General features: G+C 71.4%; 25 protein-coding genes. 11 read left to right on the forward strand and 14 right to left on the reverse strand.

Annotation, left to right across the window (positions count from 1 at the left end; genetic code table 11):
• Window positions 1–21: 21 nt before the first annotated feature.
• Complete coding sequence (locus ABZS71_RS24870; RefSeq protein WP_355841848.1) at window positions 22–957, reverse strand: DUF2520 domain-containing protein; 936 nt, start codon at window positions 955–957, stop codon at window positions 22–24.
• 148 nt (window positions 958–1,105) lie between these two features.
• Here ABZS71_RS24870 and ABZS71_RS24875 point away from each other — a divergent pair, with 148 nt between their 5' ends.
• Window positions 1,106–2,263, forward strand: a complete 1,158-nt coding sequence (locus ABZS71_RS24875; protein ID WP_356213703.1) for a beta-eliminating lyase-related protein — start codon at window positions 1,106–1,108, stop codon at window positions 2,261–2,263.
• 172 nt (window positions 2,264–2,435) lie between these two features.
• On the opposite strand, the gene ABZS71_RS24880 is transcribed toward ABZS71_RS24875, so the two are convergent.
• Both ABZS71_RS24880 and ABZS71_RS24885 read right to left on the reverse strand, forming a co-directional pair.
• Window positions 2,436–3,116: a response regulator transcription factor gene (locus tag ABZS71_RS24880; RefSeq protein ID WP_356213705.1), complete on the reverse strand. Its 681-nt coding sequence runs from the start codon at window positions 3,114–3,116 to the stop codon at window positions 2,436–2,438.
• Between the two features lie 68 nt (window positions 3,117–3,184).
• On the reverse strand, window positions 3,185–4,381 hold the full coding sequence (locus ABZS71_RS24885; protein WP_356213706.1) for a sensor histidine kinase: 1,197 nt from the start codon (window positions 4,379–4,381) through the stop codon (window positions 3,185–3,187).
• A gap of 109 nt (window positions 4,382–4,490) precedes the next feature.
• On the opposite strand from ABZS71_RS24885, the gene ABZS71_RS24890 reads away from it, so the two are divergent.
• Window positions 4,491–5,540, forward strand: coding sequence for an SAM-dependent methyltransferase (locus ABZS71_RS24890; protein WP_356213707.1), 1,050 nt, complete (start codon window positions 4,491–4,493; stop codon window positions 5,538–5,540).
• Between the two features lie 247 nt (window positions 5,541–5,787).
• The gene (locus tag ABZS71_RS24895) at window positions 5,788–6,930 is read left to right on the forward strand and encodes an NADH-quinone oxidoreductase subunit D (protein WP_355841833.1); all 1,143 of its coding nucleotides are present in this window, start codon (window positions 5,788–5,790) and stop codon (window positions 6,928–6,930) included.
• A gap of 49 nt (window positions 6,931–6,979) precedes the next feature.
• Here ABZS71_RS24895 and ABZS71_RS24900 read toward each other — a convergent pair whose 3' ends face one another.
• The 4 genes from ABZS71_RS24900 to ABZS71_RS24915 form a co-directional block, all read right to left on the reverse strand.
• Window positions 6,980–8,044 (reverse strand): hypothetical protein, encoded by a 1,065-nt coding sequence (locus ABZS71_RS24900; protein WP_356213709.1) that lies wholly within the window; start codon window positions 8,042–8,044, stop codon window positions 6,980–6,982.
• A gap of 120 nt (window positions 8,045–8,164) precedes the next feature.
• Window positions 8,165–9,124: an ABC transporter substrate-binding protein gene (locus ABZS71_RS24905; RefSeq protein WP_356213711.1), complete on the reverse strand. Its 960-nt coding sequence runs from the start codon at window positions 9,122–9,124 to the stop codon at window positions 8,165–8,167.
• Between the two features lie 85 nt (window positions 9,125–9,209).
• Window positions 9,210–9,947, reverse strand: a complete 738-nt coding sequence (locus ABZS71_RS24910; protein WP_356213767.1) for an ABC transporter permease subunit — start codon at window positions 9,945–9,947, stop codon at window positions 9,210–9,212.
• Window positions 9,947–10,627, reverse strand: coding sequence for an ABC transporter permease (locus ABZS71_RS24915; RefSeq protein ID WP_355841824.1), 681 nt, complete (start codon window positions 10,625–10,627; stop codon window positions 9,947–9,949). Before ABZS71_RS24915 ends, ABZS71_RS24910 begins: the two co-directional genes overlap by 1 nt.
• Before the next feature lie 141 nt (window positions 10,628–10,768).
• On the opposite strand from ABZS71_RS24915, the gene ABZS71_RS24920 reads away from it, so the two are divergent.
• Window positions 10,769–11,926 (forward strand): betaine/proline/choline family ABC transporter ATP-binding protein, encoded by a 1,158-nt coding sequence (locus ABZS71_RS24920; RefSeq protein WP_356213713.1) that lies wholly within the window; start codon window positions 10,769–10,771, stop codon window positions 11,924–11,926.
• Between the two features lie 17 nt (window positions 11,927–11,943).
• Here the strand turns inward: ABZS71_RS24920 and ABZS71_RS24925 are convergent, their stop codons facing one another.
• Window positions 11,944–13,074 carry an alpha/beta hydrolase-fold protein gene (locus tag ABZS71_RS24925; protein ID WP_356213715.1) on the reverse strand — a complete coding sequence of 377 codons (1,131 nt, stop codon included), beginning with the start codon at window positions 13,072–13,074 and terminating at the stop codon, window positions 11,944–11,946.
• A 143-nt stretch (window positions 13,075–13,217) separates the two neighbouring features.
• Between ABZS71_RS24925 and ABZS71_RS24930 the strand changes: the two genes are divergently transcribed.
• The 6 genes from ABZS71_RS24930 to ABZS71_RS24955 all read left to right on the forward strand — a co-directional run bounded on the left by ABZS71_RS24930 (window position 13,218) and on the right by ABZS71_RS24955 (window position 18,175).
• Window positions 13,218–15,050, forward strand: coding sequence for a phosphatidylglycerol lysyltransferase domain-containing protein (locus tag ABZS71_RS24930; RefSeq protein WP_356213717.1), 1,833 nt, complete (start codon window positions 13,218–13,220; stop codon window positions 15,048–15,050).
• 52 nt (window positions 15,051–15,102) lie between these two features.
• Complete coding sequence (gene folP / locus ABZS71_RS24935; RefSeq protein ID WP_356213719.1) at window positions 15,103–15,981, forward strand: dihydropteroate synthase; 879 nt, start codon at window positions 15,103–15,105, stop codon at window positions 15,979–15,981.
• A complete protein-coding gene (locus ABZS71_RS24940; RefSeq protein WP_355841808.1) occupies window positions 15,978–16,463 on the forward strand; it encodes a nuclear transport factor 2 family protein in 486 nt (161 codons plus the stop codon). Before folP ends, ABZS71_RS24940 begins: the two co-directional genes overlap by 4 nt.
• 204 nt (window positions 16,464–16,667) lie before the next feature.
• A complete protein-coding gene (gene folB / locus ABZS71_RS24945) occupies window positions 16,668–17,027 on the forward strand; it encodes a dihydroneopterin aldolase (RefSeq protein ID WP_356213721.1) in 360 nt (119 codons plus the stop codon).
• A complete protein-coding gene (gene folK / locus ABZS71_RS24950; protein WP_355841802.1) occupies window positions 17,024–17,617 on the forward strand; it encodes a 2-amino-4-hydroxy-6-hydroxymethyldihydropteridine diphosphokinase in 594 nt (197 codons plus the stop codon). Before folB ends, folK begins: the two co-directional genes overlap by 4 nt.
• A 60-nt stretch (window positions 17,618–17,677) precedes the next feature.
• Window positions 17,678–18,175 (forward strand): DUF3180 domain-containing protein, encoded by a 498-nt coding sequence (locus tag ABZS71_RS24955; RefSeq protein ID WP_355841799.1) that lies wholly within the window; start codon window positions 17,678–17,680, stop codon window positions 18,173–18,175.
• Window positions 18,176–18,213: 38 nt separating this feature from the next.
• Here the strand turns inward: ABZS71_RS24955 and folE are convergent, their stop codons facing one another.
• The 6 genes from folE to dacB all read right to left on the reverse strand — a co-directional run bounded on the left by folE (window position 18,214) and on the right by dacB (window position 25,862).
• The gene (folE, locus tag ABZS71_RS24960) at window positions 18,214–18,819 is read right to left on the reverse strand and encodes a GTP cyclohydrolase I FolE (protein WP_355841796.1); all 606 of its coding nucleotides are present in this window, start codon (window positions 18,817–18,819) and stop codon (window positions 18,214–18,216) included.
• 124 nt (window positions 18,820–18,943) lie between these two features.
• A complete protein-coding gene (ftsH, locus tag ABZS71_RS24965) occupies window positions 18,944–20,986 on the reverse strand; it encodes an ATP-dependent zinc metalloprotease FtsH (RefSeq protein WP_356213723.1) in 2,043 nt (680 codons plus the stop codon).
• Between the two features lie 258 nt (window positions 20,987–21,244).
• A complete protein-coding gene (gene hpt / locus ABZS71_RS24970; protein ID WP_355842132.1) occupies window positions 21,245–21,784 on the reverse strand; it encodes a hypoxanthine phosphoribosyltransferase in 540 nt (179 codons plus the stop codon).
• A 60-nt stretch (window positions 21,785–21,844) separates the two neighbouring features.
• Complete coding sequence (gene tilS, locus ABZS71_RS24975; RefSeq protein WP_356213725.1) at window positions 21,845–22,933, reverse strand: tRNA lysidine(34) synthetase TilS; 1,089 nt, start codon at window positions 22,931–22,933, stop codon at window positions 21,845–21,847.
• 184 nt (window positions 22,934–23,117) lie between these two features.
• A complete protein-coding gene (locus ABZS71_RS24980) occupies window positions 23,118–24,254 on the reverse strand; it encodes a zinc-dependent metalloprotease (protein ID WP_355841787.1) in 1,137 nt (378 codons plus the stop codon).
• A 75-nt stretch (window positions 24,255–24,329) separates the two neighbouring features.
• A complete protein-coding gene (dacB, locus tag ABZS71_RS24985; protein ID WP_356213727.1) occupies window positions 24,330–25,862 on the reverse strand; it encodes a D-alanyl-D-alanine carboxypeptidase/D-alanyl-D-alanine-endopeptidase in 1,533 nt (510 codons plus the stop codon).
• A gap of 86 nt (window positions 25,863–25,948) precedes the next feature.
• Between dacB and ABZS71_RS24990 the strand changes: the two genes are divergently transcribed.
• Entirely contained in the window at window positions 25,949–26,443 is a 495-nt protein-coding gene (locus ABZS71_RS24990; protein WP_355842129.1) for an inorganic diphosphatase, read from the forward strand.
• Window positions 26,444–26,686 lie beyond the last annotated feature (243 nt).

Genomic DNA, 26,686 nt, shown 5'->3' on the forward strand with positions numbered 1-26,686 from the left:
CCTTGGTCCACAGCTTCGGGCTCATGTTTCCGTCCCTCCCCGGCCCCGTGCGTCAGAGACATCCGAGAGCACGCCCAGCAGGTCTTCCGCGAGCTCCGGCTTGAGCAGCCCGTGCGCGAGCGCCCGGTCCGCCGTCGTACGGGCCATCGCCAGATATCCGGCGACGGCCTGCGGCGCGCGCCGCCGCAACTCGGCGACATGCGCGGCCACCGTGCCCGCGTCACCGCGCGCGACCGGGCCGGTCAGCGCGGCGTCGCCGCTGCGCAGCGCGTTGTCCAGCGCGGCACCGAGCAGCGGGCCGAGCATCCGGTCGGGGGCCTCGACCCCGGCCTCGCGCAGCAGCTCCATGGACTGGGCGACCAGGGTCATGAGGTGGTTGGCGCCGATGGCGAGGGCCGCGTGGTAGAGCGGGCGGGCCTCCTCTTCGATCCACTCGGGCTCGCCGCCCATCTCGATGACCAGCGCCTCGGCCGCCAGCCGCAGCTCGCCCGGGGCGGTGACGCCGAAGGAGCAGCCCGCGAGTCGCTGGACGTCGACCGAGGTGCCGGTGAAGGTCATGACGGGGTGCAGCGCCAGCGGCAGCGCGCCGGCCCGCAGGGCGGGCTCCAGCACGCTGATGCCATAGCGGCCGGAGGTGTGCACCAGCAGCTGGCCCGGGCGCACCGCACCGGTCTCGGCGAGACCGCTCACCAGCTCGGGCAGGGCGTCGTCGGGGACGGTGAGCAGGACCAGCTCGGCGCGGGCCAGCACCTCGGCGGGCGGGACGATGGGGACTTCGGGGAGCAGAGTGGCGGCCCGGCGCACCGAGGCGTCGGAGACGCCGGAGGCGGCGACGGGGCGGTGCCCGGCCAGCCGCAGCGAGGCGGCGAGCGCGGGGCCGACGCGACCCGCGCCGACGACCCCTACGGTGAGCCTGGCAGGTCGGTCCTGCGGCTCGGGAAGTGGATGTGCGTTCACGCGACAACGGCCTTCCGTTCCAGTCCTCAGGGGGTACCGGACGATTCCCCGCCATGCTACGCGAGTGTTTCGAGGGGGCCCCGGTCGCGCCCCCAACCCTGTGGATAACTCTGTGGTCCGACGTACGCGCGTACGACATGATCGGGCCATGGCGGACGATACGGAGCAGGACCCGCGGTCCCGCAGGCTCGCGGCATGGCACGGCTCGAAGCGGACGCTCGCGCGCGGATCGGTGGAGACGCGGATCGGCGAACGGCTGGCCGGGCTCACGGCCGCCGCCTCCGCGTACGACCCGGACGGCTGGGTGGACTTCTACGGGGACGGCGTCGTCGAGGAGCTGGAGCGGCGGGTCGCCGAGGAGCTCGGCATGGAGGCCGCGGCCTTCTTCCCCACCGGCACCATGGCCCAGCAGATCGCGCTGCGCTGCTGGGCGGGGCGCACCGGGAACCCGGTGGTGGCGGTCCATCCGCTCGCGCATCTGGAGGTGCATGAGCGGGACGCGTATCTGACGGTGAGCGGGCTGCGCGCGGTGCGCCCGACGAGCGAGCCGCGGCTGCCCACCGCCGAGGAGATCCGCGACCTCGACGAGCCCTTCGGCACGCTCGCCCTCGAACTGCCGCTGCGCGACGCGGGCTTCGTGCTGCCCGCGTGGGACGAGCTCGTGGCGGTCGTGGAAGCCGCGCGCGAGCGGGAGGCGGTGGTGCACGTCGACGGGGCCCGGCTGTGGGAGTGCACACTGCACTTCGGCCGCGGGCTGCCGGAGATCGCGGCCCTCGCGGACTCCGTGTACGTGTCGTTCTACAAGTCGCTCGACGGCATCTCGGGGGCCGCGCTGGCCGGGCCCGAGACCCTGGTGGCGGAGGCGAAGGCGTGGCGGCACCGGTACGGCGGGCAGCTGTTCCAGCAGTGGCCGGCGGCGCTCGCCGCGCTGGCTGGCCTGGAGCGCGAGCTGCCGAGGCTGCCGTCGTACGTGGCGCACGCGCCGATCGTGGCGGAGGCGCTGCGCGCGGCGTTCACGGCCGCGGGGGTGGGGTGGTTCCGGGTGCATCCGGAGGTGCCGCACACCCACCAGTTCCAGGTGTGGCTGCCGTATCCGGCGGCGGCGCTGGACGAGGCGGGGGTGCGGCTGGCGGAGGAGACGCGGACGACGCTGTTCCGGCGCTGGCAGGAACCGGGGCCGCCGGGTCTGGCCATGACGGAGGTGACGGTCGCCTCACCCGCACTGGACTGGACGGCCGACGATGTCACAGCCGCGGTCGACGCCTTCCTTGTGCGGGTCCGGGAGATCACGGCCGGGGACGGCTGAGCGGCCGTACGCACCGGCCAGCCACCCCCGTACGGTCCGCAGGACACCCCGGCGCCGGGCCGGGCGCTCCTCGGACACGGCCCGGACGCGGACCGGCTCCACGAGGCGGCTTCCTGTGGCGCTCCGCCCGCTCCGATCTGCGCGCCGTCGCCCCTCGTGGATGAAGGACGCCTCAGCGGGGTGAGCCCCCGGCCCTGACCAGCCCCGTCTCGTAGGCCATCACCACCACCTGCACCCGGTCGCGCAGCTCCAGCTTGGTGAGGATGCGGCCCACATGGGTCTTCACGGTCGCCTCGGAGAGCACCAGCCGCGCCGCTATCTCGCCGTTCGACAGGCCCTGCGCGACCAGCAGCATGACCTCGCGCTCGCGCTCGGTGAGCCGCTCCAGTTCGGGCCGGCCGCCGCCCCTGCCTCCGCTCCCGCCCGGCAGCATCGGCGCGAAGCGGTCCAGCAGCCGGCGCGTCGTGCTGGGCGCGACGACGGCGTCACCGCTGTGCACCGCGCGGATCGCCGCGAGCAGCTCGCCCGGCGGCACGTCCTTGAGCATGAAGCCGCCGGCCCCGGCCTTGAGCGCGGAGAAGGCGTACTCGTCGAGATCGAAGGTGGTCAGGATGATGACCTTCGGCGCCCCCTCCCGCTCACAGATGCGCCGAGTCGCCTCTACTCCGTCCAGCTTCGGCATCCGGACGTCCATAAGGACGACATCCACCTGTGTGGAGCGCAGTACCTCCAGCGCCTCCACGCCGTCGCCCGCCTCGGCCACGACGTCCATATCGGGCTGGGCCGCGAGCACCATCCGGAAACCGGTGCGCAGCAGTACTTGGTCATCGACGAGCATGACGCGGATCGACATCCGGTCGGGTCCCTTCCCTCGGGCCTTCGGCACCTGTGCGTGACGACGGGCCATGGTGTGCCGACGGCTCAACCGGCCGGCTTCAACGGCAGCAGCGCGCTGATCCGGAAGCCGCCGCCCGGCCGCGGCCCCGCGTCGAGCGTGCCCCCCACCATGCCGACGCGCTCCCGCATCCCGATCAGCCCGTGCCCCTTGCCGTCGGCGCCGCCGTCCTCGTACATCTCACGCTGCGCACCCCGCCCGTCGTCCTCGACCAGCAGGCCGAGCCCGTCGTCGAAGTAGGTGAGGCGGACGCTCACGCCGACGTCCGGGCCGCCGTGCTTACGGGTGTTGGTGAGGGCCTCCTGCACGATGCGGTACGCGGTCAGCTCGACCCCGCTGGGCAGCTGGCGCGGGCTGCCCACGACCTTGAAGTCCACCGGCAGCCCGGCGCCGCGCACCTGCTCCACCAGGTCGTCGATCTGCTCGACGTCCGGCTGCGGGACATAGTCGCTCTCCTCGCCCGGCTCCCCCGTGCGCAGCACGCCCAGCAGCCGCCGCATCTCGGCGAGCGCCTGGCGGCCCGTGCCCGAGATCGTCTCCAGCGCCTGCCGGGCCTGCTCGGGCGAGGCGTCCATGACATACGCGGCGCCGTCCGCCTGGACCACCATCACCGACACATTATGGGCGACGACATCGTGCAGCTCGCGGGCGATCCGGGCCCGCTCGGCGGCCACCGCCACCTTCGCCTGCGCCTCGCGCTCCTTCTCCAGCCGGGCGGCACGCTCCTCCAGCTGGGCATAGTAGGCGCGGCGGGTGCGGATGGAGTCGCCGAGCACCCAGGCCAGGACGAAGGGGATGGTGACAAAGATCGCCGAGACGACGGCCTGCCACTGCGTCTGGTGCTCATTGGGCCAGCGCAGGCTCGATATGGCGGTCGCGCTCAGCGCGGCGGCGAGCGCGAACCGCGAGGCCGGGCGGGAGGCGGTGGCGGCCGCCGTATAGACGACCACCAGCATCGCGAAGTCGGTGGGGTTCGCCTTGACGTTCAGCACGAGCTGGGCGATGCCGCACACGGTGGCCAGCGCCAGCATCTTCTCGGGGGCGCGGCGGCGCAGCGCGATCGTCGTGGCCAGCGCCAGGATGATCGGCACGGCGGCGATCCGCGACGCGCTGCCCATGGGTGCCCGTACGACCCACAGCATCCCGAAACCGAAGAGGAGGACGGCCCAGAAGGTGTCCACCCCTGTCGGGTGCCTGCGGAGGAGGTCGTAGAGGCGCTGCACGTCACCCAGCGTAGGCATGGCGGATACCCGCATGGGTCAGCCCGAGGGGCGATCCGTATCGCCCCGCCCTACTCCCCAAGGTGGATGCCGCTCCGCTTAGCGTGGCCATGTGGCGAATGAGAAGCAGGAGTGGTGCGGGTGGCGCATGGCCGCCGAACGGGCGCTTTACGGTACGGACGGTTTCTTCCGGCGTACGGAAGGTCCGGGCGGCACGGGCGGGCCGGCCGGGCATTTCCGCACGTCGGTCCATGCCTCGCCGCTGTACGCACGGGCGGTCGCGGAGCTGCTGGGCCGGGTCGACGAGGCGCTGGGACGCCCGGCGGAGCTGGCGCTCGTGGACATGGGCGCGGGCCGCGGCGAGCTGCTCACCGGGGTGCTCGGCCTGGCGCCCGGCCTTCCGCACGGGCTGGGCGCGCGGCTGCGCCCGTACGCGGTGGAGCGGGCACCGCGGCCGACGGGTCTGGACGGCCGGATCGACTGGCTCGACACCCCGCCGAGTGGGCTGACCGGGCTGCTGTTCGCCAATGAGTGGCTGGACAACGTCCCTGTGGACGTCGCCGAGACCGACGCGGACGGCGTCCCGCGCCAGGTCCAGGTCGACATCGCGGCGGGGGACGGCACCGAGCGGCTCGGCGCCGAGGTGACCGGCGAGGACGCCGACTGGCTGGCCCGCTGGTGGCCCCTGGCGGGCGCCGAACCGGGGCTGCGGGCCGAGATCGGCCACTCGCGCGACACGGCGTGGGCGCACGCCGTGCGCTCCCTGCGGGCGGGGCTGGCGGTGGCCGTCGACTACGCCCACGAGCGCGCCACCCGGCCGCCCTTCGGCACACTGACCGGCTTCCGCGACGGGCGCGAGGTGCGGCCCGTACCGGACGGCTCGTGCGATCTGACGGCGCATGTGGCGATGGACGCGTGCGCCGCGGCCGGCCCCGTGGACGCCGCCCCGGCCCTGCTGACCCAGCGCGACGCCCTGCGCGCGCTCGGCCTCGACGCCCGCCGCCCCCCGCTCGCCCTGGCCTCCAGCGACCCGGCCGGCTACGTACGGGCGCTGAGCGCGGCGGGCGAGGCGGCCGAGCTGACGGACCCCACGGGCCTGGGCGCCTTCACCTGGCTCCTCCAGCCGGTGGGGGCCGCGTGCGAGGGCCTGCGCCGCCTGTAGCGCCCGTAGCGGGCTCCGTCCCCCGCCGCCCCTCCCTTCCCGCCCTTCCCGGTCCGGCCGATACGCGGCCGGCTCCGCCGCGTGCGGACTGCGGCCCCGCAGAGCCCGATCGGAGGCTTCGCCCCCGGGCTCCGGATGCCTTCCGGCGAGCCCTCACGCGCCGCACGACGGGGCCGGGGCGGAGCCCCACCCGGCTTCAGGGCGGAGCCCCGGCAGGTGGTCGTGGGGGAGCTGACAGACTGGACCCATGACGGAGACGACAGTCGGCATCGGCGGCGCCGCGGAGAGCACCGACATGGTGCTCAACATCGGCCCACAGCACCCCTCCACCCACGGAGTGCTCCGGTTGCGGCTCGTCCTCGACGGCGAGCGCATCCAGCACGCCGAGCCGGTGATCGGCTATATGCACCGCGGCGCCGAGAAGCTCTTCGAGGCGCGCGACTACCGCCAGATCATCATGCTGGCCAACCGCCACGACTGGCTCTCCGCCTTCTCCAACGAGCTGGGCGTCGTCCTGGCCGTCGAGCGGATGCTGGGGATGGAGGTCCCGGAGCGCGCCGTATGGACGCGTACGCTGCTCGCCGAGCTGAACCGGGTCCTCAACCATCTGATGTTCCTCGGCTCCTACCCCCTGGAGCTCGGCGGCATCACGCCGATCTTCCACGCCTTCCGGGAGCGCGAGGATCTCCAGCACGTCATGGAGGAGATCTCCGGCGGCCGGATGCACTACATGTTCAACCGGGTCGGCGGCCTCAAGGAGGACCTCCCGGCGGGCTGGCTCGGCCGGGCGCGGCAGGCGGTGGCCGAGGTGCGGTCGCGGATGGACGTGTACGACCGGCTGGTGCTCGGCAATGAGATCTTCCGGGGCCGCACCCGCGGGATCGGCGTACTCACTCGGGAGACGGTGCACGCGTACGGGGTCAGCGGCCCCATCGCGCGCGCCTCGGGGGTCGACTTCGATCTGCGGCGCGACGAGCCGTATCTGGCGTACGGAGAGCTTCAGGACACCCTTGAGGTCGTCGTGCGCGAGGAGGGCGACTGTCTGGCCCGCTTCGAATGCCTGCTGGAGCAGACGCACAACTCCCTGGAGCTGGCGGACGCCTGTCTGGACCGGCTCGCCGAGCTCCCGCCGGGGCCGATCAACCAGCGGCTGCCGAAGGTGCTCAAGGCGCCCGAGGGCCACACCTACGCCTGGACCGAGAACCCGCTGGGCCTCAACGGCTACTACCTCGTCTCGAAGGGCGAGAAGACGCCGTACCGGCTGAAGCTCCGCTCGGCCTCGTACAACAACATTCAGGCGCTCACGGAGCTCCTGCCGGGCACGCTCGTCGCCGACATGGTGGCGATCCTGGGATCGCTCTTCTTCGTCGTCGGCGACATCGACAAATAACCGACGAGAAATAACCAGCACAGCACAGCGCGCCGCGGAAGCGGCGCGGCTACGAGATCGCGCTGCGCAGCCCCGCGATGTCGATCTGCTCGGTCTCGTCGTGCGCGGTCAGGTCGATGACCTCGCCCACGGCGCCCTTGCCGGCCTCGGCGAGCGTCTCCGCGCCGATCACATCGGCGAGGTCCTCCTCGGCGGGCTCAGGCTCCCGCTTCTGCTTCTTCGGGTGCTTCTTCTGGGTGCCGAAGTAGTCGAAGCCGCTCTCGGAACGAGAGGCGGCCCGGCGTGCCGCGGCATACGGCACCACCGCCGAGGCGGCCGTACGGGCGTGGTTGCGCGGCTCCTGGGGGCCGTCACGCTCGTCGGCCGCCGGGCGCTTCCCCAGCGCGGCGGCACCGTCCTTGTCCCGGTTCTCACTCCGGTCGCCCCGGTCCGCGTCCTTCTTCTGGGCTACTGCTTCCGGCTCGGCGGGCCGCTCCCGCCGCTTCTGCTGCCGCCGCGCGCTCTCCTTGAGCCTGCGCAGCGCCTCGTCGGCCTTGGCGTACGCGACGGTGATGGGCGCGGTGCCGGCCGGGCCGGCGGGCTCGCCCGGTTCGGACGAATCGCCCGCCTCGGTGCCCTCGGCGGTCCCGGCGGTCGCCTCCAGCTCCTTCGCCGGGGCCGCGGCCTCCAGCGCGAGCCGACGACGGCCCTCCAGCGCGCTGGCCCGCTCGGTCTCGGCCGTGGCGTAGCGGCGCAGCAGTTCGGCGTGCTCGTTACGGAGCCGGGCGAGCTCGGCCCGCTTGGCGCGCAGCCGGGTGTTGAGCGCGGTGCGGAGCTCGGCCGCCTTCTCGGCGTCCGCCTCGAGCTCCGCAATCCGCTCCTCGTACTTCAGCTCCTGGCGTGCGGTCTCGCTCGCGGCCTCCGCGACCCGGCGGCCCGCCGCCCGGTCCCAACGGCGCATCAGGACGGCGCCGACGACCGCGGCGGCGGCCGCGGTCGCGGCGAGCCCGCGAATCACGACCGTATCGCCGACCAGCCAGGCACCGGCGGCGCAGGTTATTGACGCGGCTGCGACCGACGCAGGGGGAAGGAGCCTGTGCAGGGGTGGGGATTGGCGGTGGCGTCCACGTGGCATGGCCCGAAACTTACCGTGCAAAGGGGTCGCTTGGGTGCCCGCCAGGCCAGATCTGTTGTCAATCCGTTGGCAAATGCGGCCGCGATCCCGGGCTATGCCCTCCCGCCTGCGGCTTCGATCCTACTTCACCAGCCCCTTGTCCTTCAGGTAGTCGGCGGCCACATCGGCGGGCTTGAGTCGCTCCGCGTCAACTTTCTTGTTGAGTTTGGTGAGATCGGCCGTCGTCAACACGGCGTTGAGCTTGTTCAGCGTGTCGGCGATCTTCTGCGAGCCGGCGGACTTCGCATTCACCACGGGAAGTACGTTGTCGGCATTCTGTAGATTTTTGTCGTCGGCGAGCAGCACCAGCCCGAACTGATCGAGGGTCGCGTCCGTCGTCGTGGTCAGGACCATCTGGTCCTTGCCGTCCTTGACCGCCTGCTTGGCCTGGACGCTGCCGATGTCCAGCGGGTCGATACCGGCGACGTCGATGCCGTACCGCTTCTCCAGACCCGGCCGGCAGAAGGGCCGCTTGGGGCATTCGTCGCCCGCCGCCAGCGTGACCTTCTGCTGTGACTTTCCGAGGTCGGAGAGCGTCGTGAGGTCATGCTTGCCGGCGAACTTCCGGCTCACCGCGAAGGCGTTCTGGTCCACGGCCTTGCCGGGGTCCAGCACCTTCAGCCCGCGCGGTTCGGCAAGCTTCTTCAGCGCCTTCACCGTGTCGTCGACGTCCGACGAGGCCACGGGGGAGGCATTCGGCCCGTTCTTCTTCTGGTTGAGGAATTCGGCGAGCGTCGCCGCGTACTCCGGTACGACATCCATCTGGCCCTTCTCCAGGGCCGGTTCGTACAGCTCACGGGTGTCGACCGTCTTGATGGAGGTGGAATAGCCCGCGTCCTTCAGGAGTCCCGCGTACAGCTCCGCGAGGATCTTCGACTCGGCGAAGGAGGCGGACCCGATCACCAGCGAGCCATTGCCGGGTTTGCCGGAGCTGTCGCCGCCGCCGGACTTCTCCAGGCTGTCGCCGCCACAGGCGGTCAGACCGATCGCCAGCGCCGCGACACCCGCCGCGGCTCCCGCCACCCGATAGATCTTGCTCATGGGTTCCCCATCCATAGTTGTCCGCGGGTGTTGTCCGCGGGGTGTTGTCCGCGGTGATCCCCGGTATCCGCGATATCCGCAGCTTCTACGTCGTCAGCGCCGGTGACTTCGGCGCCTGGTCGGCGGGCGGGCGGCGGGCCGCGGCCGACGGCCGTCCCGTCCTGCGCCGCATCGGGTCGAGCACCAGCCCGAGGACGACGAACACGCCTTCCACCAGCAGCGCGAGGGCCGCGACCAGCACCGCCCCGGCCACCACCTGAGGGGTGTCGGTGATCCGGAAGCCCGCCGTGATGATCCGGCCGAGACCGCCGCCGCCGGGCAGCGCCGCGAGCGTCGCGGTGGCCACGACCTGCACCGCGGCGGTCCGTACGCCCGTCATGATCAGTGGAAAGGCGAGCGGCAGCTCAACCCTGCGGATCAGCTGGCCGCCCGTCATCCCCATCCCGCGGGCCGCCTCGACGACCTCCCGGTCCGCCTCGCTGACCCCCACATACGCGTTGGTGAGCACCGGCGGGACGGCGAACAGCACCAGCGCGATGATCGTCGGCCACTGGCCATGCGTCCCCAGCGGGCTGAGCAGCAACAGCACCAGCACGGCGAACGTGGGCACGGCGCGCCCCGCGTTGGAGATGTTGATCGCGATGGCGCCGCCCTTGCCGATATGGCCGAGCAGCACGGCGATCGGCAGCGCCACCGCGCAGGAGATCACCAGGCAGACGAACGTCAGAAACAGATGCTGGCCGAGCCGGTGCCACACCCCGTCGGTGCCCGACCAGTGCGATCCGGTGGCCAGCCAGGTCCACGCCTTGCCGAGGACGCCCATCAGACGGTCTTCCTCCTCTTGCGCGCCCACGGCGTCAGCAGCCGCTGGACCCCGAGCAGCAGCAGATCCGCCACCACCGCCAGCGCCACGCACAGCACCGAAGCGGTGAGCACCTCCGCCTTGAAGAAGCTGCGCATGCCCTCGTAGATGAGATTGCCGAGACCGCCGTAGCCGATGATCGCGCCGACCGTGGTGAGCGAGACCGTGGAGACGGTGGTGATCCGCAGACCGGCCATCAGCGCGGGCAGCGCGAGGGGCAGCTCGACGCCGAAGAGCAGCCGCAGCGGCCCGTATCCCATGCCCCGCGCCGCCTCCCGCGCCTCCTCGGGCACCGAGGCGAGTCCGGCCATGATGTTGCGCACCAGGATCGTCAGCGAGTAGAGCACCAGTCCGGTGATCACCACCGCCATCGACACCCCGAAGACGGGCAGCAGCAGCGAGAACATCGCCAGCGACGGCACCGTGTAGAGGATCGTGGTCAGCCCCAGCACCGGCCCCGCCACCGCCCGCCATCTGCGGGCCAGCAGCGCGAGCGGGAAGGCGACCACCAGGCCGATCGCGACCGAAGCGAGTGTGATCCCCACATGCTGAAGCGTTGCGTCTGTCAGCTCCTGGCCGCGGGTGCGCACATACTCGCCGCATATCCACTCGTTACTGATCAGGCAGTTCCGGTCCGCCACACGCTCACCTCCCCCGTCGGGCCGCGGGCCATCCGGTCGTCGCAATTCCTGGGTGACCCTAACCCCGGACGATGACAATCTCGTCCGATCGCCACACAACAGCAACAATGTCTGCCACGAATGCGGCAACAATGGGGAGCCATGATCCGTTTCGAGGATGTCACCAAGCGCTACGCCGATGGCACGACGGCCGTGGACGGCCTGTCCTTCGAGGTGGCGGAGGGTGAGCTGGTCACGCTCGTCGGGCCCTCGGGCTGCGGCAAGACGACCACCATGAAAATGGTGAACCGGCTCATCGAACCGACCTCCGGCCGGATTCTGGTGGAGGGCCAGGACATCGCCCGGGCGGACCCGGTCAAGCTGCGCCGCCGTATCGGCTATGTCATTCAGCAGGTCGGTCTCTTCCCGCACAAAACCGTGCTGGAGAACACCGCCACCGTGCCGCATCTGCTGGGCTGGCAGCGGAAGAAGGGGCGCGAGCGCGCCGCCGCGCTGCTCGACCTCGTGGGGCTCGACCCGACCGTCTACGGCGACCGCTACCCGGATCAGCTCTCCGGCGGCCAGCGCCAGCGGGTCGGCGTGGCCCGCGCGTTGGCGGCGGATCCGCCAGTGCTGCTGATGGACGAGCCGTTCGGCGCCGTCGACCCGGTCGTACGGGAACATCTGCAGACCGAATTCCTGCGGCTTCAGTCGCAGGTGCGTAAAACAGTGCTCTTTGTGACGCATGACATCGAGGAGGCGGTCCGGCTCGGTGACCGCATCGCGGTCTACGGCTCGGGCCGGATCGAACAGTTCGACACCCCGGCCTCGGTGCTGGGCGCCCCCGCCACGCCGTACGTCGCCGACTTCGTCGGCGCGGACCGGGGGCTGAAGCGGCTGTCCATCACCCCCATCGAGCCCGGCGATCTCGAACAGCCGCCGGTCGTCCACCTCGACGACCCGCTCCCCAAGGCGGCCGCCCGGCTGTCGTCGGACGGGGCGCGCTGGGCCGTCGTCCTGGACGACGCGGAGCGACTGCACGGCTGGATCCCGGCGGAAGCGGCCGACGGCTCCACCGGGACCGTACGGGACCACGCACGGCGGATGGAGGCGTGGCTGCCGGTCGGGGCGCCGCTCAAGCAGGCGTTCTCCACGATGCTGCAGCACGACGCGGGCTGGATCGCGGTCCTCGACGGCGACCGCTTCCTCGGCGTCCTCACCCCGGCCCGCCTCCATGAGGCGCTGCGGAAGTCGATCGACGCGGACGCGGGCGGTATCGCGCGGGGAGACGTCGAACTCCAGACGGTCGCCGACGCGTAGCGATACGGCCGAGCGGGTCAGCGGTCGCTCAGGCGGCTGCCCAGCCACTCCAGCGCCCCCGGGACCTCCCGCTTCCAGGTGTTGAAGTTGTGGCCGCCCGTGCCCAGGATCATCGACGAGATCCTGGTCGGCTCCCCCCGCCGGTTCAGTCGCTTCACCTTGTTCACGAACCGCACCGTGTCCCGGTAGTTCTTCTCGCCGTGCTCGCTGCTGGACACCAGCAGCGACACCGGCGGGGCCGGCTTGTGGTCCAGGCGCCACATCAGATCGTTCTCACGTTCCAGCCGCGTGCTGCCGCCGAAGAGGTCGCCCGTGGTCGCGTCGGCCGGGGCCTTGTACGAGGGCGAGAGGCCGACGGCCACCGAGAAGGCGTCGGGGTGGCGCATCGCCATCTTCAAGGCACAGTAGCCGCCGGTGGAATTGCCGATGACGCCCCAGTTACGGGCCTGCTTCCCCACCCGGTAGTGCTCGGACACGGCCTTCGGCAGGTCCTTGGTGAAGAACGTCTCGGTCCGCGGCCCTCCGGGGACGTCCATGCACTCGGTGTCGCGCGGCGGCGCGACCGTCGGCCGCATCATCACGAGGATGATCGGCTGCATCTTCGCCTCTTTGACCAACTTATGCGAGTTCTGAGGGTATTTCAGGCCATTGATCAGGGCTTCGGTGGTGCCCGGATAGCCGGTCAGCACCAGCGCGGCCGGGAAGGCCCGCTTGGCGTACTCGGGCTGGAAGTACTCCGGCGGCAGATAGATGTACGCCGGGCTGGCGATCCCCGAGACCGGTCCCTGAATGTTCACCTTCTCGATTCGCCCGGCGACCCTGGGCGCGGAGCCCCCATCCATGGTCATATGGCGGGTGTCGGTGACCCGCACCCGGGTACCGGGGGTGTCGTGGTCCACCACCACGCCCGGCTCGTTCTCGGTACCGAACAGGTCGGACCACGAGCCGTAGAAGCCGAACGACTGATTGGCGAACAATCCGAACGCAGCGAACACGGTGAGCTGGGTTGCCAGTAGCATGCCGACCCGGCCGAGAACGAGGGTCACCCCGCGCCCGGCCAGCCGCGGCCACAGCCATATCGTGGCTGCGAACACCAGCACCGCCGCGACGACAGCCACGATGACGATGTTGTTGCTCGTGAGACCCATCACTATCTTTCTGCCGGGCGGCCGGCTCCCCCGTGCCGCGGATGGAACCCCGCCCCCTCAAACGCCGTCTTGATGGGCGCAAATCGTGCAGATGCTGCGTCAGAGAACCAAAGATCCTCTTGACCGAAGCGACGGGAATGCAAATGTCTGACAGTCAAGATGCCGAAAAGTCCGGAGGGGTTCCCAGCCGGATACGGCGCCTGCTGCGCGGGCCGAGGCCGGAGGCGGTGCCCACCGCGGTCGGCACCGCCTGCACGCTGATCGGGCTGCTGGACATCGTCTTCCCCCGGCTGCGCTACAGCAGGGTGCACGCGCTCGCGGAGCTGCTGCCGGGCGCGGTGAGCTCGCTGGCCGCCGCCGCGTCGATCGTCGTGGGTTTGCTTCTGCTCATGCTGGCCCACGGTCTGAAGCGGCGTAAGCGGCGGGCCTGGGTGGCGGCGGTGGGGCTGCTGCCCGTCGGCGCGGCCGCACAGCTGCTCTACCGTCACTCGATCGTCGGGATGGCCCTCTCGCTCGTGCTCATGGCGGTGTTGCTGCGCTACCGCGACGAGTTCGCGGCGCTGCCGGACCCGCGCAGCCGCTGGTGGGCGCTGGCCAACCTCGTCATCATGGGCGGGGTCAGCGTCGGTCTCGGACTGCTCATCGTCCGTTCGCATCCGGACACCATCGAAGGAAACCCGTCGCTCAGCGAGCAGCTGGAGCATGTGCTGTGGGGGCTCTTCGGCTTCGAGGGCCCGGTCGGCTACCGCGAGGGCGCGGACTACACCGTCGGCTACTCGCTCGGCGCGCTCGGCCTGCTGACCGTCGCGACCACCGCCTATCTCGCCTTCCGCCCCGAGCACCCCGCCGCCCGGCTCACCCCTGCGGACGAGGAGCGGCTGCGCGCCCTGCTCGCCGCCCACGGACGCCGCGACTCACTCGGCCACTTCGCGCTCCGCCGCGACAAGGGCGTCGTCTTCTCCCCCAGCGGCAAGGCCGCCGTCTGCTACCGCGTGGTCTCCGGGGTGATGCTCGCCAGCGGTGACCCGGTCGGCGACGTCGAGGCCTGGCCGGGCGCCATCGCGTGCTTCATGGACGAGGCGCGGGCGCACTCCTGGACCCCCGCGGTGATGGGGTGCAGCGAGACCGGCGGTGAGGTGTGGACCCGGGAGACCGGCCTGGACGCGCTGGAGCTGGGCGACGAGGCGATCGTCGACGTCGCGGACTTCACCCTCTCGGGGCGCGCCATGCGCAATGTGCGCCAGATGGTCAAGCGCATCGAACGGGCCGGCTACGAGACCCGGGTGCGGCGCGCCGCCGATCTGGAGCCGGAGGAGCTGGAGACCATCCGCCGCGCCGCCGCCGACTGGCGGGGCACCGACACCGAGCGCGGCTTCTCCATGGCGCTCGGCCGGATCGGCGACCCGGCGGACGGGGACTCGGTCATCGCCACCGCCCACAAGGCCGCCGAGGACGGCGCCGACGAGGGCCCGTACGGGGACCTCAAGGCCGTACTGCACTTCGTGCCGTGGGGCGCGGACGGCATGTCGCTGGACCTCATGCGGCGCGACCGCGGCGCCGACCCGGGCATGAACGAGCTGCTGATCGTCGCCTCGCTGCAGGCCGCCCCGACCCTCGGCGTGGAGCGGGTGTCGCTGAACTTCGCGATGTTCCGCTCGGCGCTGGCGCGCGGCGAGAAGCTGGGCGCGGGACCGGTGCTGCGCGGCTGGCGGGCGCTGCTGGTCTTCCTCTCCCGCTGGTTCCAGATCGAGTCGCTGTACAAGTTCAACGCGAAGTTCCAGCCGCGCTGGGAGCCGCGTTTCGTGGTCTTCCGCAACACCCGCGATCTGCCGCGCATCGGCCTGGCGGCGATGCAGGCCGAGGGCTTCGTCTCGCTGGCCCTGCCCCGGCTGCTGCGCCGCGGGCGGCGCCACGAGCCCAAGCCCTGTGCCCATCAGCACACCGCCCGGCGCCGCGAGCTCGAGCAGGCCGCCTGAGCCCGCCCCCCGCGTCCCCCGTCGTCGGCCCGGGTACGCCTAGGCTGGGGGCATGAGGACGTTGCGTGAGCGGGGCCGGGTGGCCGGACTGCCGGAATGGGACCGGTGTGCGGTCATGGGCGTGGTGAACGTCACGCCCGACTCCTTCTCCGACGGCGGCCAGTGGTTCGACACCGAATTGGCCGTCAAGCACGGGCTCGACCTGGTCGCGGCCGGGGCCGACCTGGTGGACGTCGGAGGCGAGTCGACCCGGCCGGGCGCCGCGCGCGTCGACGAGGCCGAGGAGCTGCGCCGCGTGGTCCCGGTCGTACGGGAGCTGGTCGCGGCCGGAGCACAGGTGAGCGTGGACACCATGCGGGCCTCGGTCGCCGAGCGGGCCGTGGAGGCCGGCGCCCGGCTGGTCAACGATGTGAGCGGCGGCTGCGCCGACCCCGCGATGGTGCCGGTGGTGGCCGCGGCCGGGGTGCCCTTCGTGGTGATGCACTGGCGCGGCCAGTCGATCGACATGAACAACCGGGCGGTGTACGAGGACGTCGTCGGCGAGGTCGTCGCCGAGCTGCGCACCGGCGTGGAGCGGGCGGTCGCGGGCGGTATCGACCCGGAGCGGATGGTGATCGACCCGGGCCTCGGCTTCGCCAAGGACGCCGGGCACGACCTGACGCTGCTCGCCCATCTTTCCGCGCTGCGGGAGCTGGGCCGGCCGCTGCTGGTGGCGGCATCCCGCAAGCGGTTCCTGGGGCGGGTGCTGGCCGGGGACGGCGGCAGCCCGCCGCCCGCCCGGGAGCGGGACGCCGCGACGGCGGCGGTCACCGCCATCGCGGCGCGCGAGGGCGCATGGGCGGTGCGGGTGCACGAGGTGCGGGCGAGCGCGGACGCGGTGCGGGTGGCACGGGCCATCGAAGCCGCCGGGAACCCGGTGGGAGCACTGTGACTTCCCTTACGGACAGCGAGCGGGTGGCACTGGTGAACACCGCGCTGTACGAGGCCATGGAGCAGGGCGACCACGGGGCGCTGGAGCGGCTGTGGCTGGACTCACGCGATACCGAGGTGTCCTGTGTGCACCCCGGCTGGCCGGTGCTGCGCGGCCGGGGCGAGGTGCTCCGCTCATACGCGCTGATCATGGCGAATACGGACTACATCCAGTTCTTCCTGACGGACGTCGAGGTGTCGGTGATGGCCGACACCGCCCTGGTGACCTGCACCGAGAACATCCTCAGCGGCGCCCCGGCGGAGGAGGAGGGCCAGCTCGGCCCGCTGGTGGGGCAGCTGGTCGTGGCCACGAATGTGTTCCGTCGCACGGACGACGGCTGGAAGGTGTGGTCACACCACGGCTCCCCGGTGCTCGCGGAGAGTGACGACGGGCCGGACGGCCCCACGGGACCGGACGACGACGACCGGCTGATGCCGGACTGACGGACCCCGTTCGAGCCTCGCGAAGTGCGGGTAGAGGACTGTGGCGCGGGGCCGTGGCAGGAGCGCCGCGCCCCCGTGGGCGAGTGCCGCCGAGGCTCGCAGGTAGATTCGAGGGAGGTACCCCCGCAGCAGGCAGGGGACGGTGGTGCGTTCCGGACACGTCGGGACGTGCCCGCGTACCGACGACCAGCAGGAGTGATTCAGGTGGATCGTGTCGCGCTGCGCGGCCTGAAGGCTCGCGGGCACCACGGGGTGTTCCCCCATGAGCGCGAGGAGGGCCAGGACTTCGTCGTGGACCTCGTGCTCGGCCTGGACACTCGGCCCGCCGCGGCCGCCGACGACCTCACCCGTACCGTCCACTACGGAGTGGTGGCGGAGGAGGTCGTGGACGTGGTGCGGGGGGAGCCGGTCGATCTGATCGAGACGCTCGCCGAGCGGATCGCGGACCGGTGCCTCCAGCACGACGTGGTGCGGGAAGTCGAGGTGGTGGTGCACAAGCCGCAGGCCCCGATCACCGTGCCCTTTGACGACGTGACCATCACCATCACCCGGAGCCGAGCATGAGCAGCAGCGACCCGACCGTGCAGCCCGTTCCCACCTCCGTGGTGGAGCGGGTGGACGCCGCCGATGTGACCTTGAGCAACCCCAAACGGGCGGTGATCTCGCTCGGCAGCAATCTGGGCAACCGCCTGGAGATCCTGCAGGGCGCGATCGACGCGCTGGGGGACACCCCGGGCCTGCGGGTCAAGGCCGTATCGCCGGTGTACGAGACGGAGCCGTGGGGCGTGGAGCCCGGCAGCCAGCCGACGTACTTCAACGCGGTGGTGCTGATCAAGACCACGCTGCCGCCCTCCTCGCTGCTGGAGCGCGGCCACGCCATCGAAGAGGCGTTCGAGCGGGTGCGGGACGAGCGCTTCGGCCCGCGCACCATCGACGTGGATATCGTCGCGTATCAGGACGTGGTCTCCGACGACCCGGAGCTGACCCTGCCGCATCCGCGCGCCCATGAGCGCGCGTTCGTCCTGGTGCCGTGGTTCGACGTGGACCCGCAGGCCGAGTTCCCGGGGCGCGGGGCGATCTCGGCGCTGCTGGCCGAGGTGGGCCGGGACGGCGTAGAGGTGCGGACGGACCTGGAACTGCGACTGCCCGAATAGACGTTGATCCCGGTAGGTTCCGGGGACGTTGGCACGTACGAATTGAGGGGCGACCGCTCGGTGAAGCAACTTCGGATCGGGGTGCTGGTCGGGCTGTTCGCCGTGGCCGGTGTGGTGTCGTGGGCGGGGGCCCGGCTGTGGGACACGGTGGGGTCGCTGCCGGGCGTGCCGGTGGCGGCGCCCATCGTGCTGGCCCTGATCGCGGTCGTGCTGACCGCGACCGCGCTCTCACTGCGGGCGCGGCTGCGCGCCCAGCGCGAGCGCAGGCCCGGCGCGAAGGGCGTGGACCCGCTGGTGGCCGCCCGCGCGGTGGTCTTCGGACAGGCGAGCGCACTGGTCGCGGCCCTGATCTCGGGGATGTACGGCGGAGTGGGCGCCTTCCTGGCGATGGAGCAGCTGGATGTGCCGATCCGCCGTGACCAGGCGATCTACGCGGCGGCGTCCGTCCTGGCGGGCGCGGGCGTGATCGCGGCCGCGTTCTTCCTGGAGCGCGTCTGCAAGCTCCCGGAGGACGACGACAAGAACGGGAACGGGCCCAGCGCGGCGGCCCGCGCCTGAGGAGCCCTCGGCGCGGCCCCAGCGGGCTCGGCGCCGCCTCAGCGGGCCATGATGAGGCTCATCGCCTCGGCCCGGGTGGCGGGATCCCGCAGCTGGCCGCGCACGGCCGAGGTGAGGGTCTTGGCCCCGGGCTTACGGACGCCCCGCATCGTCATGCACATGTGCTCGCACTCGACCACGACGATCACCCCGCGCGGCTCCAGTATCCGCATCAGGGAGTCGGCTATCTGCGTGGTCAGCCGCTCCTGGACCTGGGGGCGGCGGGCGAAGACGTCCACCAGCCGGGCCAGCTTGGACAGCCCAGTGATCTTGCCGTCATTGGACGGGATGTAGCCGACGTGGGCGACGCCCACGAAGGGCACCAGATGGTGCTCGCAGGAGGACATCACCTCGATGTCCTTCACCAGCACCATCTCGTCATGGCCCAGGTCGAACGTGGTGGTCAGGACGTCTTCCGGCTGCTGCCACAGCCCCGAGAAGATCTCCTTGTACGCACGGGCCACCCGCCCCGGCGTCTCCCGCAGCCCCTCCCGGTCCGGGTCCTCGCCGACGGCGATCAGCAGCTCGCGGATCGCGTTCTCCGCGCGCTTCTCGTCGAACACGCCAATGGTGCCCTCACCGTCCAGAGTCACCGGGTCGGTCATGGAGCTGCCTCGTTCCTCATGTACACACACAAATGCGGAATGCCGCGTCCCCCAGGCTAGAACCTGGGGGACGCGGCATTCATTCCGGGGCCACCCGGGGCGTATCCGCCCCCGGTGACCTCGGTCAGCTCTCGGAGCCGGAGCCCGATTCCTCGGGCCGCTCCACGCCGTCCTCCGGGGCGGGGGTCTTCGCGAGCGAAGCCGCCGAGGTGGGCTGGGAGCCGTTCGCCGGGGCCAGCTCCTTGGGGGAGAGCACCGGCGGGCGGGTCGAGGGCGTACGCCGCGAGGAGCCGGTCCACGCCGGGCGGGCCGGGCGCTTGACGATCGGGGCGAAGATCTCGGCGATCTGCTCCTTGTTGAGCGTCTCCTTCTCCAGCAGCGCCAGGACCAGGTTGTCCAGGACGTCGCGGTTCTCGACGAGGATCTCCCACGCCTCGTTGTGCGCGGTCTCGATGAGCTTCTTGACCTCCTCGTCGACCAGCGCGGCGACCTCTTCGGAGTAGTCGCGCTGGTGAGCCATCTCACGGCCCAGGAAGGGCTCGGCGTTGTCGGAGCCGAACTTGATCGCACCGAGCCGCTCGGTCATGCCGTACTGCGTGACCATCGCGCGGGCCGTGGCGGTCGCCTTCTCGATGTCGTTGGACGCACCCGTGGTCGGGTCGTGGAAGACGAGCTCCTCGGCCGCCCGGCCGCCCATCATGTAGGCGAGCTGGTCCAGCATCTCGTTGCGCGTGGTCGAGTACTTGTCCTCGTCCGGCAGGACCATGGTGTAGCCCAGGGCCCGGCCGCGGGAGAGGATTGTGACCTTGTGCACCGGGTCGCTGTTCGGAGAAGCCGCCGCGACCAGGGCGTGACCGCCCTCGTGGTACGCGGTGATCTTCTTCTCCTTGTCGCTCATGATCCGGGTCCGCTTCTGCGGGCCGGCCACGACACGGTCGATCGCCTCGTCCAGGAAGTGGTTGTCGATCAGCTTCGCGTTGCTGCGGGCCGTCAGCAGGGCGGCCTCGTTCAGCACGTTCGACAGATCGGCACCGGTGAAGCCGGGGGTACGGCGGGCGACGGCCGACAGGTCGACGTCCGGCGCGACCGGCTTGCCCTTCTGGTGGACCTTGAGGATCTCCAGACGGCCCTGCATGTCCGGGCGGTCGACGGCGATCTGCCGGTCGAAGCGGCCCGGGCGCAGCAGCGCCGGGTCCAGGATGTCGGGCCGGTTGGTGGCGGCGATCAGGATGACGCCGCCCTTCACGTCGAAGCCGTCCATCTCGACGAGCAGCTGGTTCAGCGTCTGCTCGCGCTCGTCATGGCCGCCGCCCATGCCCGCGCCGCGGTGCCGGCCGACGGCGTCGATCTCGTCGACGAAGACGATGGCCGGGGCGTTGGCCTTGGCCTGCTCGAACAGGTCGCGGACCCGGGAGGCACCCACACCGACGAACATCTCGACGAAGTCGGAGCCGGAGATCGAGTAGAACGGGACACCCGCCTCGCCTGCGACGGCGCGCGCGAGCAGCGTCTTACCCGTACCGGGCGGGCCGTAGAGCAGCACACCCTTGGGGATCTTGGCGCCGACGGCCTGGAACTTCGCCGGCTCCTGCAGGAACTCCTTGATCTCCTGGAGCTCCTCGACCGCCTCGTCCGCCCCCGCCACATCGGTGAAGGTCGTCTTCGGCGTGTCCTTGGTGATCAGCTTGGCCTTCGACTTCCCGAAGTTCATCACCCGGGAGCCGCCGCCCTGCATCTGGTTCATCAGGAACAGGAAGACCACGACGATCAGCACGAACGGGAGCAGCGAGAGCAGAATCCCGACGAACGGGTTCTGCTTCGACGTCGAGACGTTGTACCCGTCGGGGATCCCGTTGTCCTTCTGGGCATTGGCCTGCAAGGTCCGGGCGAGGTCGACGCCCTGGTCACCGATGTAGGTGGCCTGGAGCTTGTCGCTGCCCGAGACCTTGGCGACATTGTCCTTGAGCTTGATCTTGATCTTGTGCTCGTCGCCGGTCGTCAGTTCGGCGGACTGGACCTGGTTCCTATTGATCGCCTTGACGACCTGGCTGGTGTCCACCGACTTGTAGCCGCCGGACGAGCCGACGACCTGCATCAACACGACCACGGCGAGGACGGCCAGCACGATCCACATGACCGGCCCACGGAAGTAGCGCTTCACGTCCATCCATACGGGGCGAAAGCGCCCCGTCCCTCCTGCCACAGTGAGGCACGGCAGCCCTGGAGGGGCCGCCTGTGCGTGCGGTGTATTTGCGGTGTATGAGCTGTGTAATCCTCAGTCTCGAAAAAGACTGACCTTCGGACGGTACCCCAGCATTGTCACCCGACGCCGCCGTGGACTGTTAACAAAACCGCCTTCCCCTGCTCCAACGGCGGGAAACCCTGTCGGGTTCCCCCCGCGGGGCCCAGGGGGCCGCGGTATGCCTCAGCCGCCGTAGACGTGCGGTGCGAGGGTGCCGACAAAGGGCAGGTTGCGGTACTTCTCCGCGTAGTCCAGGCCATAGCCGACGACGAACTCGTTCGGGATGTCGAAGCCGACCCACTTCACGTCGATGGCGACCTTGGCCGCCTCCGGCTTGCGCAACAGTGTGCACACGTTCAGTGAGGCGGGCTCGCGCGAGCCCAGGTTCGACAGCAGCCAGGACAGTGTCAGACCGGAGTCGATGATGTCCTCGACGATGAGGACGTGCTTGCCCTTGATGTCGGTGTCCAGATCCTTGAGGATACGCACCACGCCCGAGGACTGGGTGCCCGCGCCGTACGACGACACGGCCATCCAGTCCATGGTGACGGGGGTGGACAGCGCGCGCGCCAGGTCCGCCATCACCATCACCGCGCCCTTGAGGACTCCGATGATCAGCAGATCCTTGCCCGCGTACTCCGCGTCGATCTCAGCGGCCAGCTCGGCCAGCTTCGCCTTGATCTCTTCCTCGGTGATAAGGACCGACTTGAGGTCGGTGCCCATGTCCTTGTCGTCCACCCGCGCCACTCTCGCTCGACAATCCCGCTCATCGGCCCAGGCGGATCAGCCCTGCCGAATGACCAGTCTGCCACCCTCTCGGCGGACCTCGACCCGACCGGGGAGGTTGATGGCCCGCTGACCCCGCCAGCCGGTGATCAGCCGGTCCACCTCTTCGATGTGGCGGGCGAAGAGCGAACCGGCGGGCGCGCCCGCGGCGATGGCGGCACGGCGCAGCACCCGGCGGCGGACGGCGGTGGGCAGCCCGTGCAGTCCGACGGTGTCCAGCTGGACGGCCTCGGTGCCTCCGGTCGCCGCCCGTGCGGTGGTCATCACATCCGCCTCGGCGCGGGCGGCCCAGGCGTCGAGGGCGTCCGCGTCGTCGCGGGAGAGCTGGGCGGTGCGGGCGAGCGCCTCGACCACGCCCTTGCCGAGCGCCTTCTCCAGAACCGGCAGCGCCTCGTGGCGGACGCGGGAGCGGGTGTAGGACGGGTCCGCGTTGTGCGGATCCTCCCAGACGGGCAGCGACTGGGCCAGACACGCCTTGCGGACCGTGTGCCGGTCGAGCTGCAGGAAGGGGCGGCGGTAGCGGCCGCCGGCCCCGGAGACCCCGGCCATGCCGGACAGCGAGCGGGTGCCGGAGCCTCGGGCGAGCCCCAGCAGAACCGTCTCCGCCTGGTCGTCACGGGTGTGGCCGAGCAGGACGGCGGCGGCGCCATGGCGCTCGGCGGCGGAGTCGAGGGCGGCGTAGCGGGCGTCGCGGGCGGCGGCCTCTGGACCGCCGTCGCGGCCGACGGACACGGCGATGGACTCGACGGGCTCCAGCCCCAGGTCGCGCATGCGGTCGGCGACCTCGGAGGCGCGCGCGTCGGATCCCTGCTGCAGACCGTGGTCGACGGTGACACCGCCGGCGCGCAGCCCGAGCCGGGGGGCTTCGAAGGCGAGCGCGGAGGCGAGCGCCATGGAGTCGGCGCCGCCCGAGCAGGCGGCGAGCACGAGCGGCTCGTCGCCCCGGAGCTTTCCGCCCCGCGGGACGGAGCCGCGGGGGGCGGAGGCCGGGCGGGAGCGGGGCGAGGCCGAGTAGGCGACGAGGACGTCGTGGAGGACGCGGCGGACCGCCAGGCGTATCGCGGCGACCGCTGGATGGGGACCCATGTCCGTTTCCCATCTGTCATGCGAGGGGGGTGTACCTCGGGGGCGTACGAGATGTCGTCACGCTGAGTATGTCGATGGTGACAGAAGCGAGCTGTTCCCCGAGCATCGCACGCCTACCCGTCGCTAACGGTCCCTCGGACGAGTGATTAAGGGGGGCGTTCGTCCGACTCCGAGTGAGCCGGTTCTACGACTCCGCCTTACGGTGCACCCGCGCGACCCACTCCGTGGGTTTGCTGATCTCCGACTTGGTCGGAAGGGTGTTCGGCGAGGTCCACACCCGGTTGAAGCCGTCCATGCCGACCTCGTTCACCACGGCCCGTACGAACCGCTCACCGTCACGGTACTGCCGCAGCTTGGCGTCGAGCCCCAGCAGCTTGCGCAGCGCCTGGTCGAGCCGGCCGGCGCCGCTCGCCCGCCGCTTCTGGAACTTCTCGCGGATCTCCGCGACGGACGGCACGACCTCGGGGCCGACCCCGTCCATCACATAGTCAGCATGCCCCTCCAGCAGCGACATCACGGCGGTCAGCCGGGCCAGGATCTCGCGCTGGGCCGGGGTCTGGACGAGCTCGATGATGCTGGGCGCGCCGCGCTCCCCCGCCTCCTCGCCCTCCGGGCGGTGGCCGCTCAGCGACTGGAAGGCCTCGCGCACCCGCTCCAGCAGGGTCGCCGGATCCACATCGGTCTCGCCCAGGAACGCCTGGATCTCCGACTCGATGTGGTCGCGCAGCCATGGCACGGCCGTGAACTGGGTGCGGTGCGTCTCCTCGTGCAGCGACACCCACAGCCGGAAGTCGTGCGGGGCCACATCGAGCTCGCGCTCCACATGGACGATGTTCGGCGCCACCAGCAGCAGCCTGCCGCCGCCCGGGGCGCCGGCGGGCAGCTCACGCGTCGCGGGCGCGAAGGTCTCGTACTGGCCGAGCACCCGGGAGGCGAGGAACGACAGCAGCATCCCCAGCTCGACGCCGGTCACCTTGCCGCCGACCGCGCCGAGCACGGCCCCGCCGGGCAGTCCGCCGCGCCGGTCCTGCATCTTGCCGAGCAGCGGCTTGAGGATCTGGCGGAAGCCCGCGACATTCGCCTTGATCCAGCCCGCGCGGTCCACGACGAGGACGGGAGTGTCGGACGCCGGGCCGCCGGAGACGGCCATATGGGTGAACGCGCGGACGTGCTCCTCGGACGACTTGGCGTGCCGGCGCAGCTCCGCGACGACGGCCCGGGCCTCGTCGCGGCTGACGTCGGGCCCCGGGCGCACCAGCCGTGTCGCGGTCGCGACCGCGAGATTCCAGTCGACCATCTCCACACCACCGATGCTCGTCATGGCTTCACGGTACGTGGCCCGCGCGTCATGCGGGAGCGGACGAGGTCACCGCACACCCGGGCGCCTGGTGCTCCGTCACCGGCAGCCGCAGTTGGCGAGGGCCGAGGCCATCGTGTCCAGGGCGCGTTGGGCGCCGAGGGCGTCCGTGGTGCCGTTGGTCATGAAGGCGAAGACCAGCAGTCGGCCGTCCGCGTCCACGACGGTGCCCGCGAGGGTGTTGATCCCGGTGAGGGTGCCGGTCTTCGCGCGGACCACGCCCCGGCCGACCCCGTCCTGCGCGTAGCGGGTGCGCAGGGTGCCGGTGAAACCGGCCACCGGCAGCCCGGTGAGGATCGGCCGCAGCTCGGGGTGGCCGCGGTCGGCGGCCCGCACCAGCACCTGGGAGAGCAGCGCGGCCGACACGTGGTCGTCGCGGTCCAGCCCGCTGCCGTCCGCGATCCGCGCGCCGTCCAGCGGCAGCCGGAGCCCCCGCAGCCGGGCGGTCACGGCCTTCGCCGCGCCGTCGAAGCTCGCGGGCTCGGCGGCGGCGATGGCGGTCTGCCGGGCCAGGGCCTCGGCGATGTCGTTGTCGCTGGTCGTCAGCATCCGCTCGACGAGCGCGGACAGCGGCTGGGATCGGACGGCGGCCACCGCCCGGGGGTGCTTCCCCGCCTCCCGTGACCGCGGTTCGCCCGATACGTCCACACCGCGGTCGCGCAGCATCGACGCGAACGTACGGGCCGTATCGGCGGCCGGGTCCTCGGCGCGCGGCGCCGGGCCGTGGTCGCTGTTGTCCAGCCGGCCCTCGTCGGCCATCAGGGGGGTGACGGGCGAGATGTTCTCGTTGGGGCCGATCGGGTGCAGCTCGGGTCCCGAGTAGAGCGAGGTGTCATAGCCGAGCCGGACCGTGTCGGTGCCGCGATTCTTGAGCGCACGGGCGGTGTCGTCGGCCAGTTGGCGCAGCGCGGCCGGGTGGTCGGAGCCCTTGACGGCGCGGGCGGTGAGGGTCGGGTCGCCGCCGCCGACCAGCACGATGTCCTTCTCGCCCGTCCCCCGCACCACCGTCGTCTTGATCCGGTAGTCCGGGCCGAGGGCGGAGAGCGCGGCGGCGCCGGTCGCGAGCTTGACGGTCGACGCGGGGGTCGCGGCCGTGCCCGCCTTGGCCCCGAACACCTGCTGACCGGTCGTCACGTCCATCACGGACACCGAGCGCTCATTTCCCAACGCCGGGTCGTCCAGCAGCGGTTCCAGCGTGTCGGCGAGCCCCGGCCCGGTGGGCGGCGGCACCGCGTCCTCACCGCTGTCCGGCGACCGCGGGGCGGCCGCCGCGCCGAGGGCGGCCAGTACGGGCGCGGCGCCGGGCGCGGGCTTCCGCGAGCCGCCGTGACGCTCGCCACCTGTCGCCGTTCTCCCGGCGGCGCGGGCGCGTTCGGCCGTACGCTGACCCGAGTCCCACGGCCCGGCCACGAGCACCGCTCCGGCCGCGACCGCGAGGCCGACCACCGCGGAGACCGCCACCAGCTGCCAGGTCTGCCGCTGCGCCCGTGTGGCCTGCCGCCACTGGCTCCGCACACGGCTCCGCCCGCAGCTCAGCCACTCCCTGACCTGCCACGATCTGGCTTCAGGCACGACAGACCAGCCCCTTTCGCCACCACACACCTGCGTGGGGGACACTTAATCACCAGACGTATGTGTTGATCATGGAGGAGCCACCCGTGGAGTTCGACGTCACCATCGAGATCCCGAAGGGTTCGCGGAACAAGTACGAGGTGGACCACGAGACGGGCCGCATCCGTCTTGACCGTCGACTCTTCACTTCGACCAGCTACCCCGCGGACTACGGCTTCGTCGAGAACACCCTCGGCGAGGACGGTGACCCGCTGGACGCCCTGGTCATTCTCGACGAGCCGACGTTCCCCGGCTGCCTGATCAAGTGCCGCGCCATCGGCATGTTCAGGATGACGGACGAGGCGGGCGGCGACGACAAGCTGCTCTGTGTCCCGGCCTCCGACCCCCGGGTGGAGCACCTGCGTGACATTCACCACGTTTCGGAGTTCGACCGCCTGGAGATCCAGCACTTCTTCGAGGTCTACAAGGACCTGGAGCCGGGCAAGTCGGTCGAGGGGGCCGACTGGGTGGGCCGCGCCGAGGCCGAGGCCGAGGTAGAGGCCTCCATCAAGCGACTCGAGGCGTCCGGCGGCCACCACTGATCTGCTGATCTGCGACGCGATGGCGGGCGGGGCACCCACGGGTGCCCCGCCCGCCCCGTTTTCCCCGGGCCGCGCCACCGGGACCCCCACCGGCCCGTCATCCGGCGAGGCCGTGGGCCGGCCCTCAGCCCGCCCGATGCTCCAACACATCAGGCGAGACGAAAGCCGCACCCGGCGGTGAACCCCGACCCGGGACGACGCTAGAAGCCGTGCGCTTGGCGGCGCGGCGGCCCGTGGGACGAC

It is taken from the genome of Streptomyces sp. NPDC005393, assembly GCF_040606675.1.
In the GTDB taxonomy this organism is placed as follows: Bacteria; Actinomycetota; Actinomycetes; order Streptomycetales; family Streptomycetaceae; genus Streptomyces.

What these genes read in the sequence shown, in the direction of transcription:
- ABZS71_RS24905 (WP_356213711.1), bottom strand. Translation starts at nt 9,124, where the DNA reads ATGAGCAAGATCTATCGGGTGGCGGGAGCCGCGGCGGGTGTCGCGGCG.
- folP (WP_356213719.1), top strand. Translation starts at nt 15,103, where the DNA reads ATGAGGACGTTGCGTGAGCGGGGCCGGGTGGCCGGACTGCCGGAATGG.
- ABZS71_RS24900 (WP_356213709.1), bottom strand. Translation starts at nt 8,044, where the DNA reads ATGCCACGTGGACGCCACCGCCAATCCCCACCCCTGCACAGGCTCCTT.
- ABZS71_RS24880 (WP_356213705.1), bottom strand. Translation starts at nt 3,116, where the DNA reads ATGTCGATCCGCGTCATGCTCGTCGATGACCAAGTACTGCTGCGCACC.
- folK (WP_355841802.1), top strand. Translation starts at nt 17,024, where the DNA reads ATGAGCAGCAGCGACCCGACCGTGCAGCCCGTTCCCACCTCCGTGGTG.
- tilS (WP_356213725.1), bottom strand. Translation starts at nt 22,933, where the DNA reads ATGGGTCCCCATCCAGCGGTCGCCGCGATACGCCTGGCGGTCCGCCGC.
- ABZS71_RS24895 (WP_355841833.1), top strand. Translation starts at nt 5,788, where the DNA reads ATGACGGAGACGACAGTCGGCATCGGCGGCGCCGCGGAGAGCACCGAC.
- ftsH (WP_356213723.1), bottom strand. Translation starts at nt 20,986, where the DNA reads ATGGACGTGAAGCGCTACTTCCGTGGGCCGGTCATGTGGATCGTGCTG.
- folE (WP_355841796.1), bottom strand. Translation starts at nt 18,819, where the DNA reads ATGACCGACCCGGTGACTCTGGACGGTGAGGGCACCATTGGCGTGTTC.
- ABZS71_RS24875 (WP_356213703.1), top strand. Translation starts at nt 1,106, where the DNA reads ATGGCGGACGATACGGAGCAGGACCCGCGGTCCCGCAGGCTCGCGGCA.
- ABZS71_RS24925 (WP_356213715.1), bottom strand. Translation starts at nt 13,074, where the DNA reads ATGGGTCTCACGAGCAACAACATCGTCATCGTGGCTGTCGTCGCGGCG.
- ABZS71_RS24930 (WP_356213717.1), top strand. Translation starts at nt 13,218, where the DNA reads ATGTCTGACAGTCAAGATGCCGAAAAGTCCGGAGGGGTTCCCAGCCGG.
- ABZS71_RS24910 (WP_356213767.1), bottom strand. Translation starts at nt 9,947, where the DNA reads ATGGGCGTCCTCGGCAAGGCGTGGACCTGGCTGGCCACCGGATCGCAC.
- ABZS71_RS24980 (WP_355841787.1), bottom strand. Translation starts at nt 24,254, where the DNA reads ATGACGAGCATCGGTGGTGTGGAGATGGTCGACTGGAATCTCGCGGTC.
- hpt (WP_355842132.1), bottom strand. Translation starts at nt 21,784, where the DNA reads ATGGGCACCGACCTCAAGTCGGTCCTTATCACCGAGGAAGAGATCAAG.
- ABZS71_RS24920 (WP_356213713.1), top strand. Translation starts at nt 10,769, where the DNA reads ATGATCCGTTTCGAGGATGTCACCAAGCGCTACGCCGATGGCACGACG.